At 47.2% G+C, this 12,761-nt stretch carries 2 protein-coding genes, 11 tRNA genes and 5 rRNA genes; all 18 read right to left on the bottom strand.

Annotation, left to right across the window (positions count from 1 at the left end; all coding sequences use genetic code 11):
- Positions 1-32: 32 nt before the first annotated feature.
- The 18 genes from AACH31_RS00090 to AACH31_RS00005 all read right to left on the bottom strand — a co-directional run bounded on the left by AACH31_RS00090 (position 33) and on the right by AACH31_RS00005 (position 12,502).
- Positions 33-1,448, bottom strand: a complete 1,416-nt coding sequence (locus AACH31_RS00090; RefSeq protein WP_262951218.1) for an NAD(P)/FAD-dependent oxidoreductase — start codon at positions 1,446-1,448, stop codon at positions 33-35.
- A 256-nt stretch (positions 1,449-1,704) separates the two neighbouring features.
- A complete protein-coding gene (locus AACH31_RS00085) occupies positions 1,705-3,309 on the bottom strand; it encodes a CTP synthase (protein ID WP_161832647.1) in 1,605 nt (534 codons plus the stop codon).
- Between the two features lie 183 nt (positions 3,310-3,492).
- A 5S ribosomal RNA gene (rrf, locus tag AACH31_RS00080) occupies positions 3,493-3,601 on the bottom strand.
- A gap of 173 nt (positions 3,602-3,774) precedes the next feature.
- Positions 3,775-6,668 (bottom strand): 23S ribosomal RNA (locus tag AACH31_RS00075).
- Between the two features lie 44 nt (positions 6,669-6,712).
- Positions 6,713-6,788 (bottom strand) — tRNA-Ala (locus AACH31_RS00070).
- 20 nt (positions 6,789-6,808) lie between these two features.
- A tRNA-Pro gene (locus AACH31_RS00065) sits at positions 6,809-6,885 on the bottom strand.
- Positions 6,886-6,892: 7 nt separating this feature from the next.
- Positions 6,893-6,969: transfer RNA gene (locus AACH31_RS00060), tRNA-Arg, on the bottom strand.
- An 8-nt stretch (positions 6,970-6,977) separates the two neighbouring features.
- Positions 6,978-7,066 (bottom strand) — tRNA-Leu (locus AACH31_RS00055).
- Between the two features lie 41 nt (positions 7,067-7,107).
- Positions 7,108-7,183: transfer RNA gene (locus AACH31_RS00050), tRNA-Lys, on the bottom strand.
- A gap of 5 nt (positions 7,184-7,188) precedes the next feature.
- A tRNA-Gln gene (locus AACH31_RS00045) sits at positions 7,189-7,263 on the bottom strand.
- 8 nt (positions 7,264-7,271) lie between these two features.
- A tRNA-Tyr gene (locus tag AACH31_RS00040) sits at positions 7,272-7,356 on the bottom strand.
- Positions 7,357-7,372: 16 nt separating this feature from the next.
- Positions 7,373-7,448: transfer RNA gene (locus AACH31_RS00035), tRNA-Thr, on the bottom strand.
- Between the two features lie 6 nt (positions 7,449-7,454).
- Positions 7,455-7,530 (bottom strand) — tRNA-Val (locus AACH31_RS00030).
- Positions 7,531-7,544: 14 nt separating this feature from the next.
- Positions 7,545-7,621: transfer RNA gene (locus AACH31_RS00025), tRNA-Glu, on the bottom strand.
- 9 nt (positions 7,622-7,630) lie between these two features.
- Positions 7,631-7,707, bottom strand: a tRNA-Asn gene (locus AACH31_RS00020).
- Positions 7,708-7,719: 12 nt separating this feature from the next.
- Positions 7,720-7,828 (bottom strand): 5S ribosomal RNA (gene rrf, locus AACH31_RS00015).
- A 173-nt stretch (positions 7,829-8,001) separates the two neighbouring features.
- Positions 8,002-10,894 (bottom strand): 23S ribosomal RNA (locus AACH31_RS00010).
- 92 nt (positions 10,895-10,986) lie between these two features.
- A 16S ribosomal RNA gene (locus AACH31_RS00005) occupies positions 10,987-12,502 on the bottom strand.
- The 16S, 23S and 5S rRNA genes sit together here with 11 tRNA genes alongside, the layout of an rRNA operon.
- Positions 12,503-12,761 lie beyond the last annotated feature (259 nt).

Genomic DNA, 12,761 nt, shown 5'->3' with positions numbered 1-12,761 from the left:
GAAACTTTCCTAATAAATTTATTTTATCAACCCTATGCCTCATAGCGGTCTAAGATATGACGTGCTACTAGAACACCACTCGCTCCTGCCTGCGCCAGTCCGCGAGTCACACCAGCCCCATCGCCACCTACAAATAAACCTTTTACCTTTGTTTCGAATTTATTATCAATTTCAGGACGGGCAGAGTAGAACTTTGCCTCTACACCATAAAACAACGTATGCTCAGAAGCAATACCTGGAGTCACATGGTCAAGAGCTTCCGTCATTTCAATTAATGACTTCATCGTATTATATGGAAGCACTAATCCTAAATCACCTGGGACAGCCTCCTTAAGTGTTGGTTCAACAAATCCTTCTTTTAATCGTTTAGGCGTCGTACGTCTTCCCTTCAAAATATCCCCGTACTTCTGCACAATAATCGAACCATTTGATAACTTATTTGCTAAATGAGACACCTCATGTGCAAATTCATTCGGTTGATCGAAAGGCTCCTCAAACGTATGAGAGACTAATAAAGCAAAATTAGTATTCTTACTTCCAAGTTTAGGGTCCTTATAAGCATGACCGTTCGCCAACATCGTTCCTGAATGATTTTCCACTACAACATGTCCTGATGGATTTGAACAAAATGTTCGAACTACTGTTCCAACACTCGTACGATACATAAACTTTCCTTCGTATAAATGTTCATTAATCTCTTGCATAACAATATCCGAAGTTTCAACACGTACCCCAATATCGACTTGTAAATTCTTCATTGGGATTTTTTGACCACGCATCACATCTTTTAACCAAACTGATCCATCACGCCCAGGAGCTAAGAAAACTTGATTTGCTTTCATTGTCTCTCCATTTGCAAGGACCACACCGCGAACTTCATTGTTTTCAACAATGACATCCTTAACTTCAGTTTTAAAATGATAATCCACACGATCTTTCATTTCCTCATAAATACTCTTTAATATTTCTAAATTTTGTTCCGTCCCTAAATGTCGAACTTTCGCACGTAACAATTTCAATCCTACAGCATAACCACGTTTCTCAATCTCACGAACTTTATCAGTCGTTGGATCTGTAATATCACTAGTTGCTCCGTGCCTTAAATTAATATTATCCACGTATTCTATCAAATCTTCTACTTCAGTGTTTGATAAATAATCTGTCATCCATCCACCAAACTCATGTGTAATATTAAATTTACCATCTGAATAGGCCCCTGCCCCACCAAAGCCATTCGTAATAGAACACGCCGGCATACAACCTACATGATCTTTAATCACTGGACATTTCTTTATTTTATGCTCAAGTATTGGGCATCGACGTCGGTAAATATCTAGCCCTTTATCAATCAACGCAACCTTTAAATCCTTATTCTTTAATGACAACTCATAAGCGGCAAAAATTCCTGCCGGTCCTGCACCAACAATAATCACATCATAACTATTCATCCAGCAAACACTCCTTTAAACAAGTCTGGTATATACCAACAAAAAAGCACCCTATGCGAGCATAGCGTGCTATAAAATATATAATAAACCTATTAAGTTAGTCTCCATACTTGTCAGTTTCATAATTTTCACCTTTATATTTAAAATTGAACATTAATATTATACCAAACAACTGACTATCTGTAATCCCTAAAAATAAAAAAATTAGGGTAATTAACCTAACTCAATAGGATAATCCCCTAACTATAATTGATAATTACTCTAATCCTTTAGAAATTGTTGCCTTAATAAATTCACGGAATAATGGTTGTGGTTTCTGCGGACGTGATAAAAATTCTGGATGAAATTGTCCTGCTACAAACCATCGATGATCCGGAATTTCAATAATTTCTACTAATCCGGTTTGCGGATTGATACCCGAAAACTCTAATCCCGCATTTTCTAAAATTGTTTTATATTGATTATTAAACTCATAACGATGACGGTGACGTTCCTTAACATTAACCGATTGGTATGCCTCGTAAGCCTTTGTTCCTTCCTTAACATAACAATCATATAATCCTAAACGCAACGTTCCACCCATTTTAATTCCTTCATATTGATCAGGTAAATAATCAAAAATTGCGTGTGGAGTATCCTCGTCAAACTCTGTTGAATTAGCCCCTTCTAACTTTGCAACATTACGAGCATATTCAATTGCTGCAATTTGCATACCCATACATATACCAAAATAAGGGATGTTATTTACACGTGCATATTGACAAGATAAAATTTTCCCTTCAACTCCACGGTTACCAAATCCTCCAGGAACTAAAATACCATCTACATCAGCAAAGATTTCATCTACAGTTTCCTCTGTTACACGTTCGGAATCAACCCATTTAATACAAACTTTCTTCCCATAGTGATATCCAGCATGTTTTAAGGCCTCAACAACCGATAAATAAGCATCCGGTAATGCAACGTATTTACCAACAAGTGCGATAGAAACCTCACCATTTAAGTTACGTACCGTATCGATTAACTGCTCCCACTCAGTCATATCCGCTTCCGGAGCATCAATACCAAAATGTTTACAAACATAGTCATCTAATCCCTGTGCCTTTAAATGCATTGGAACCTCATATAAAATTTCCGCATCAATTGCCTGTACAACTGCTTCCTTAGGAACATTACAGAATGATGAAATCTTTTCCTTTACATGATCCTCTATATCTACCTCTGTACGTAAAACGATAACATCTGGTTGGATACCTAACGATAATAACTCTTTTACGCTATGTTGCGTAGGCTTTGTTTTAATCTCACCCGCCGCCTTTAAGTAAGGAACCAATGTATTATGAATATATAGCGTATTATGATAACCAAAATCTTTACGGGCCTGTCGAATAGCCTCTAAAAAAGGTAATGACTCAATGTCACCTACCGTTCCACCAATTTCAGTAATAATCACATCAGCATCACTGTCCTGAGCAGCGGCAATTAACTTAGACTTAATTTCATTCGTAATATGTGGAATGACCTGAACCGTAGCACCTAAATATTCCCCACGTCGCTCCTTATCAATTACATTTGAATAAACTCGACCAGTTGTAATATTAGAATTTTGTGATAAATTCTCATCAATAAAGCGTTCATAGTGTCCTAAATCTAAATCAGTTTCTGCCCCATCATCTGTTACAAAAACTTCACCATGCTGATAAGGACTCATTGTTCCAGGATCCACATTAATATAAGGGTCAAATTTCTGCATAAATACTTTAAGGCCTCTATTTTTTAGTAATCGTCCAAGAGAAGATGCCGTAATCCCCTTTCCTAAAGATGAAACAACTCCGCCTGTAACAAAAATATATTTTGTCATTTATTATTCCTCCGCTAATAGTTTTTGTCTTAGATAAAAAAATAAGCCCTCCGCAATGGAGAGCAAATTTTAGGGCTCTTAAATATATTATCAGATATATTTTAAGAATACAATAAGAAATATTTATAAACTAATATAGAAAAAGCAAGGAAAAATAATTATTCCTTGCTTTTTCTATTTATGGCCTAGCGACGTCCTACTCTCGCACTTGCGTACTACCCTCGGCGCTAAGGAGCTTAACTTCTGTGTTCGGTATGGGAACAGGTGTGCCCTCCTTGCCCTTATCACTAGACCTTCTGTCAGATCTTATCAATCTCACAAAACTAGATATCTTCTGCTTACTTCTTCTTGTCCGGCAACTCTCGCATCACAGTGGTAAAGTTCAATAACTGTTCATCACCTTCGTGATTCCTCAGTTCTTTTCACTTTCTGCCTGTGATAATCGCTCGTTTTTGCCTTTCCTATTTAGTTAAGTCCTCGATCGATTAGTATCAGTCCGCTTCATCTGTCACCAAACTTCCACTCCTGACCTATCTACCTCGTCGTCTTCAAGGGATCTTACTTCTTTCGAATGGGAAATCTCATCTTGAGGGGGGCTTCACGCTTAGATGCTTTCAGCGTTTATCCCTTCCACACGTAGCTACCCAGCTATGCTCCTGGCAGAACAACTGGTACACCAGCGGTGTGTCCATCCCGGTCCTCTCGTACTAAGGACAGCTCCTCTCAAATTTCCTACGCCCACGACGGATAGGGACCGAACTGTCTCACGACGTTCTGAACCCAGCTCGCGTACCGCTTTAATGGGCGAACAGCCCAACCCTTGGGACCGACTACAGCCCCAGGATGCGATGAGCCGACATCGAGGTGCCAAACCTCCCCGTCGATGTGAACTCTTGGGGGAGATCAGCCTGTTATCCCCGGGGTAGCTTTTATCCGTTGAGCGACGGCCCTTCCATTCGGTACCGCCGGATCACTAAGCCCGACTTTCGTCCCTGCTCGACTTGTAGGTCTCGCAGTCAAGCTCCCTTCTGCCTTTACACTCTTCGAATGATTTCCAACCATTCTGAGGGAACCTTTGGGCGCCTCCGTTACTCTTTGGGAGGCGACCGCCCCAGTCAAACTGCCCACCTGACACTGTCCCCTGACCAGCTCATGGCCACGGGTTAGAACCCCAGTAACACAAGGGTAGTATCCCAACAGCGACTCCTCCAAGACTGGCGTCCTGGTCTCTTCGTCTCCTACCTATCCTGTACATGTGTCACCAGTGCTCAATATCAAGCTACAGTAAAGCTCCACGGGGTCTTTCCGTCCTGTCGCGGGTAACCTGCATCTTCACAGGTACTATGATTTCACCGAGTCTCTTGTTGAGACAGCGCCCAGATCGTTACGCCTTTCGTGCGGGTCGGAACTTACCCGACAAGGAATTTCGCTACCTTAGGACCGTTATAGTTACGGCCGCCGTTTACTGGGGCTTCAATTCAAAGCTTCGCTTGCGCTAACCTCTCCTCTTAACCTTCCAGCACCGGGCAGGCGTCAGCCCCTATACATCACCTTGCGGTTTAGCAGAGACCTGTGTTTTTGATAAACAGTCGCCTGGGCCTTTTCACTGCGGCTTGCTTTCACAAGCACCCCTTCTCCCGAAGTTACGGGGTCATTTTGCCGAGTTCCTTAACAAGAGTTCTCTCGCTCATCTTAGGATTCTCTCCTCGCCTACCTGTGTCGGTTATCGGTACGGGCACCTAATAAATTATCCCTAGAAGCTTTTCTTGGAAGCGTGACATCAGCTGACTTCACCCTTTCGGGCTTTCGGCATCACAGCTCAATGTTTCGCCATGCGGATTTGCCTACATGACCACCTCACTGCTTACACGTGAATCCATTCACACGCTCAACTTAGCCTTCTCCGTCACTCCTTCAGTTTATTAAGTGGTACAGGAATCTCTACCTGTTGTCCATCGGCTACGCCTTTCGGCCTCACCTTAGGTCCCGACTTACCCAGGGCGGACGAGCCTTCCCCTGGAAACCTTAGGCTTTCGATGGATAGGATTCTCACCTATCTTTCGCTACTCACACCGGCATTCTCACTTCTAACCGCTCCACAGCTCCTTCCGGTACTGCTTCTCCGCTGTTAGAACGCTCTCCTACCACTGACACTTCGTGTCAATCCGCAGCTTCGGCGGTCCGTTTAGCCCCGGTACATTTTCGGCGCAGAGTCACTCGACTAGTGAGCTATTACGCACTCTTTAAAGGATGGCTGCTTCTAAGCCAACCTCCTAGTTGTCTGTGCATCTCCACATCCTTTTCCACTTAACGGACACTTGGCGGCTTCAGCTGGCGGTCTGGGCTCTTTCCCTTTTGACCATGGACCTTATCACCCACAGTCTGACTCCCGATCATATCTATCTGGCATTCGGAGTTTGATTGAGATCAGTACCCCGAGGTGGGGCCATCACCCATTCAGTGCTCTACCTCCAGTAGACTCTTATCGAGGCTAGCCCTAAAGCTATTTCGGAGAGAACCAGCTATATCCGTGTTCGATTGGAATTTCACCCCTAGCCACAAGTCATCCAAGCACTTTTCAACGTGCCCTGGTTCGGCCCTCCAGTCAGTGTTACCTGACCTTCAGCCTGCTCATGGCTAGCTCACACGGTTTCGGGTCTACAACATCGTACTCCTCGCCCTATTCAGACTCGCTTTCGCTTCGGCTCCGTCTCTTCAACTTAACCTTGCACGATATCGTAACTCGCCGGTTCATTCTACAAAAGGCACGCCATCACCCTTTAACGGGCTCTGACTAGTTGTAGGCACACGGTTTCAGGTTCTCTTTCACTCCCCTTCCGGGGTTCTTTTCACCTTTCCCTCACGGTACTGGTTCACTATCGGTCACTAGGTAGTATTTAGCCTTACGAGATGGTCCTCGTTGCTTCCGACGGGATTTCTCGTGTCCCGCCGTACTCAGGATCCCTTCCCTGCTTCACACAATTTCACCTACGGGACTCTCACCCTCTCCGGTTGGCCTTCCCAGACCATTCGGCTATCATGTTCAGTCATTTCTGAAGGTCCTTCTACCCCGGATTACTCCGGTTTGGGCTCCTCCCTGTTCGCTCGCCGCTACTTGGGGAATCGATGTTTCTTTCTTTTCCTCCAGGTACTTAGATGTTTCAGTTCCCTGGGTCTGTCTCCTCTATGGCTATTGATTCACCATACGGTGCTAGCGTATGACCACTAGCGGGTTTCCCCATTCGGATATCCCCGGCTCTTTGCTTACTTACAGCTCCCCGAGGCGTTTCGCCGTTTGTCGCGTCCTTCTTCGACTCCTAGTGCCTAGGCATCCTCCGTGCGCCCTTTATTACTTAACTTTTCTTCTTCAGAAGATATCTAGTTTTCAAAGATCAATTCTTTTTGGTGGAGACTAGGGGGATCGAACCCCTGACCTCCTGCGTGCAAGGCAGGCGCTCTCCCAGCTGAGCTAAGTCCCCATTCTCTTTTTCTTTTTTAATGGTCGGGAAGACAGGATTCGAACCTGCGACCCCCTGGTCCCAAACCAGGTGCTCTACCAAGCTGAGCCACTTCCCGTTTTTTATGGCGCGCCCAAGAGGAGTCGAACCCCTAACCTTTTGATCCGTAGTCAAACGCTCTATCCAATTGAGCTATGGGCGCTATTTAGTTGGTGCCTAGGGCCGGAATCGAACCGGCACGGGTGTCACCACCCGCAGGATTTTAAGTCCTGTGCGTCTACCAGTTCCGCCACCCAGGCTTTTTATCTATGCTTTATGTACTCTTTTTCAGTTAAAAAAATGGTGTCCTGCAGAGGACTCGAACCTCTGACCCTCTGATTAAAAGTCAGATGCTCTACCAACTGAGCTAGCAGGACATCATTGGCTGGGCTAGCTGGATTCGAACCAGCGCATGACGGAGTCAAAGTCCGTTGCCTTACCGCTTGGCTATAGCCCATTCTTAAGTGGTGGTGGGGGACGGATTCGAACCGCCGAACTCTCAGAGAGCGGATTTACAGTCCGCCGCGTTTAGCCACTTCGCTACCCCACCGTATTCTTTTATTATATGGTGCCGGAAGCAGGACTTGAACCCGCAACCTACTGATTACAAGTCAGTTGCTCTACCAATTGAGCTATTCCGGCTCTTTATGGTGGAGGATGACGGGCTCGAACCGCCGACCCTCTGCTTGTAAGGCAGATGCTCTCCCAGCTGAGCTAATCCTCCACTTTTATTTTTAATGGTGACCCGTACGGGATTCGAACCCGTGTATGCATGCGTGAAAGGCATGTGTGTTAAACCGCTTCACCAACGGGCCATTTTTTAATGGCGCCCCAACTAGGACTCGAACCTAGGACCCCTTGATTAACAGTCAAGTGCTCTAACCAACTGAGCTATTGAGGCTTTTTATTTATGGCCTAGCGACGTCCTACTCTCGCACTTGCGTACTACCCTCGGCGCTAAGGAGCTTAACTTCTGTGTTCGGTATGGGAACAGGTGTGCCCTCCTTGCCCTTATCACTAGACCTTCTGTCAGATCTTATCAATCTCACAAAACTAGATATCTTCTGCTTACTTCTTCTTGTCCGGCAACTCTCGCATCACAGTGGTAAAGTTCAATAACTGTTCATCACCTTCGTGATTCCTCAGTTCTTTTCACTTTCTGCCTGTGATAATCGCTCGTTTTTGCCTTTCCTATTTAGTTAAGTCCTCGATCGATTAGTATCAGTCCGCTTCATCTGTCACCAAACTTCCACTCCTGACCTATCTACCTCGTCGTCTTCAAGGGATCTTACTTCTTTCGAATGGGAAATCTCATCTTGAGGGGGGCTTCACGCTTAGATGCTTTCAGCGTTTATCCCTTCCACACGTAGCTACCCAGCTATGCTCCTGGCAGAACAACTGGTACACCAGCGGTGTGTCCATCCCGGTCCTCTCGTACTAAGGACAGCTCCTCTCAAATTTCCTACGCCCACGACGGATAGGGACCGAACTGTCTCACGACGTTCTGAACCCAGCTCGCGTACCGCTTTAATGGGCGAACAGCCCAACCCTTGGGACCGACTACAGCCCCAGGATGCGATGAGCCGACATCGAGGTGCCAAACCTCCCCGTCGATGTGAACTCTTGGGGGAGATCAGCCTGTTATCCCCGGGGTAGCTTTTATCCGTTGAGCGACGGCCCTTCCATTCGGTACCGCCGGATCACTAAGCCCGACTTTCGTCCCTGCTCGACTTGTTGGTCTCGCAGTCAAGCTCCCTTCTGCCTTTACACTCTTCGAATGATTTCCAACCATTCTGAGGGAACCTTTGGGCGCCTCCGTTACTCTTTGGGAGGCGACCGCCCCAGTCAAACTGCCCACCTGACACTGTCCCCTGACCAGCTCATGGCCACGGGTTAGAACCCCAGTAACACAAGGGTAGTATCCCAACAGCGACTCCTCCAAGACTGGCGTCCTGGTCTCTTCGTCTCCTACCTATCCTGTACATGTGTCACCAGTGCTCAATATCAAGCTACAGTAAAGCTCCACGGGGTCTTTCCGTCCTGTCGCGGGTAACCTGCATCTTCACAGGTACTATGATTTCACCGAGTCTCTTGTTGAGACAGCGCCCAGATCGTTACGCCTTTCGTGCGGGTCGGAACTTACCCGACAAGGAATTTCGCTACCTTAGGACCGTTATAGTTACGGCCGCCGTTTACTGGGGCTTCAATTCAAAGCTTCGCTTGCGCTAACCTCTCCTCTTAACCTTCCAGCACCGGGCAGGCGTCAGCCCCTATACATCACCTTGCGGTTTAGCAGAGACCTGTGTTTTTGATAAACAGTCGCCTGGGCCTTTTCACTGCGGCTTGCTTTCACAAGCACCCCTTCTCCCGAAGTTACGGGGTCATTTTGCCGAGTTCCTTAACAAGAGTTCTCTCGCTCATCTTAGGATTCTCTCCTCGCCTACCTGTGTCGGTTATCGGTACGGGCACCTAATAAATTATCCCTAGAAGCTTTTCTTGGAAGCGTGACATCAGCTGACTTCACCCTTTCGGGCTTTCGGCATCACAGCTCAATGTTTCGCCATGCGGATTTGCCTACATGACCACCTCACTGCTTACACGTGAATCCATTCACACGCTCAACTTAGCCTTCTCCGTCACTCCTTCAGTTTATTAAGTGGTACAGGAATCTCTACCTGTTGTCCATCGGCTACGCCTTTCGGCCTCACCTTAGGTCCCGACTTACCCAGGGCGGACGAGCCTTCCCCTGGAAACCTTAGGCTTTCGATGGATAGGATTCTCACCTATCTTTCGCTACTCACACCGGCATTCTCACTTCTAACCGCTCCACAGCTCCTTCCGGTACTGCTTCTCCGCTGTTAGAACGCTCTCCTACCACTGACACTTCGTGTCAATCCGCAGCTTCGGCGGTCCGTTTAGCCCCGGTACATTTTCGGCGCAGAGTCACTCGACTAGTGAGCTATTACGCACTCTTTAAAGGATGGCTGCTTCTAAGCCAACCTCCTAGTTGTCTGTGCATCTCCACATCCTTTTCCACTTAACGGACACTTGGGGCCTCAGCTGGCGGTCTGGGCTCTTTCCCTTTTGACCATGGACCTTATCACCCACAGTCTGACTCCCGATCATATCTATCTGGCATTCGGAGTTTGATTGAGATCAGTACCCCGAGGTGGGGCCATCACCCATTCAGTGCTCTACCTCCAGTAGACTCTTATCGAGGCTAGCCCTAAAGCTATTTCGGAGAGAACCAGCTATATCCGTGTTCGATTGGAATTTCACCCCTAGCCACAAGTCATCCAAGCACTTTTCAACGTGCCCTGGTTTGGCCCTCCAGTCAGTGTTACCTGACCTTCAGCCTGCTCATGGCTAGCTCACACGGTTTCGGGTCTACAACATCGTACTCCTCGCCCTATTCAGACTCGCTTTCGCTTCGGCTCCGTCTCTTCAACTTAACCTTGCACGATATCGTAACTCGCCGGTTCATTCTACAAAAGGCACGCCATCACCCTTTAACGGGCTCTGACTAGTTGTAGGCACACGGTTTCAGGTTCTCTTTCACTCCCCTTCCGGGGTTCTTTTCACCTTTCCCTCACGGTACTGGTTCACTATCGGTCACTAGGTAGTATTTAGCCTTACGAGATGGTCCTCGTTGCTTCCGACGGGATTTCTCGTGTCCCGCCGTACTCAGGATCCCTTCCCTGCTTCACACAATTTCACCTACGGGACTCTCACCCCCTCCGGTTGGCCTTCCCAGACCATTCGGCTATCATGTTCAGTCATTTCTGAAGGTCCTTCTACCCCGGATTACTCCGGTTTGGGCTCCTCCCTGTTCGCTCGCCGCTACTTGGGGAATCGATGTTTCTTTCTTTTCCTCCAGGTACTTAGATGTTTCAGTTCCCTGGGTCTGTCTCCTCTATGGCTATTGATTCACCATACGGTGCTAGCGTATGACCACTAGCGGGTTTCCCCATTCGGATATCCCCGGCTCTTTGCTTACTTACAGCTCCCCGAGGCGTTTCGCCGTTTGTCGCGTCCTTCTTCGACTCCTAGTGCCTAGGCATCCTCCGTGCGCCCTTTATTACTTAACTTTTCTTCTTCAGAAGATATCTAGTTTTCAAAGATCAATTCTAGGAAAATCGAAATTCTCCCAAAACTAAACAGAACGTCTCTTTCTCCATAGAAAGGAGGTGATCCATCCCCACCTTCCGGTAGGGATACCTTGTTACGACTTCACCCCAATCATCTACCCCACCTTAGGCAGCTCCCTCCTTGCGGTTAGGCCACTGACTTCGGGTGTTGTAAACTCTCGTGGTGTGACGGGCGGTGTGTACAAGACCCGGGAACGTATTCACCGCGACATTCTGATTCGCGATTACTAGCGATTCCAACTTCATGTAGGCGAGTTGCAGCCTACAATCCGAACTGAGATTGGCTTTATGAGGTTTGCTCCACGTCACCGCTTCGCTTCTCTTTGTACCAACCATTGTAGCACGTGTGTAGCCCAGGTCATAAGGGGCATGATGATTTGACGTCATCCCCACCTTCCTCCAGTTTGTCACTGGCAGTCTCGTTAGAGTCCCCATCTTACTGCTGGCAACTAACGACAGGGGTTGCGCTCGTTGCGGGACTTAACCCAACATCTCACGACACGAGCTGACGACAACCATGCACCACCTGTATCCATTGTCCCCGAAGGAAACCCTCTATCTCTAGAGGCGTCAATGGTATGTCAAGACCTGGTAAGGTTCTTCGCGTTGCTTCGAATTAAACCACATGCTCCACCGCTTGTGCGGGTCCCCGTCAATTCCTTTGAGTTTCAGTCTTGCGACCGTACTCCCCAGGCGGAGTGCTTAATGCGTTAACTTCAGCACTGAGGTTCGACCCCCAACACTTAGCACTCATCGTTTACGGCGTGGACTACCAGGGTATCTAATCCTGTTTGCTCCCCACGCTTTCGCGCCTCAGTGTCAGTTGCAGACCAGGAAGCCGCCTTCGCCACTGGTGTTCCTCCATATCTCTACGCATTTCACCGCTACACATGGAATTCCACTTCCCTCTTCTGCACTCAAGTCAACCAGTTTCCAATGACCCTCCACGGTTAAGCCGTGGGCTTTCACATCAGACTTAATTAACCACCTGCGCGCTCTTTACGCCCAATAATTCCGGATAACGCTTGCCACCTACGTATTACCGCGGCTGCTGGCACGTAGTTAGCCGTGGCTTTCTCATAAGGTACCGTCAATTGATAGTCATTTCCTCCTATCACCTTTCTTCCCTTATAACAGAATTTTACAACCCGAAGGCCTTCTTCATTCACGCGGCGTTGCTCGGTCAGGCTTTCGCCCATTGCCGAAGATTCCCTACTGCTGCCTCCCGTAGGAGTCTGGCCGTGTCTCAGTCCCAGTGTGGCCGTTCACCCTCTCAGGTCGGCTACGCATCGTCGCCTTGGTAAGCCTTTACCCCACCAACTAGCTAATGCGCCGCAGGCTCATCCATCAGTGATGCCAGGAGCATCTTTAAACTTTCGTCCTATCCGGTATTAGCGATCGTTTCCAATCGTTGTCCCCGTCTGATGGGCAGATCACCTACGTGTTACTCACCCGTTCGCCGCTTCCCACCGAAGTGGTTCGCTCGACTTGCATGTATTAGGCACGCCGCCAGCGTTCATCCTGAGCCAGGATCAAACTCTCCATAATTGTTTGTTTCCTTAGCTTGCGAAATTTCTTTCGCTCATGATTCTTGACGTTCTGTTTAGTTTTCAAAGAACTTCTCTCGCCTTTTGGCGACTTCTTTATCTTACCACATTCGACTTTTTCTGTCAAATGTTTTTTATCTTTTTTGTAAGATTTCTTGTCTGCCTCTCTTGGCGACTTTTCTAGTTTATCATGTTCAACCATTTCTGTCAAACACTTTTTAACTTTTTTTGTTTTCTTTTCCATCGCCCTTTTGGCGACT

The sequence above is a fragment of the Turicibacter faecis genome (genome assembly GCF_037076425.1).
In the GTDB taxonomy this organism is placed as follows: domain Bacteria; phylum Bacillota_I; class Bacilli_A; order MOL361; family Turicibacteraceae; genus Turicibacter; species Turicibacter faecis.
Note: the sequence above shows the minus strand (reverse complement) of the source record. Positions and strands in the feature narration are given on the sequence as shown.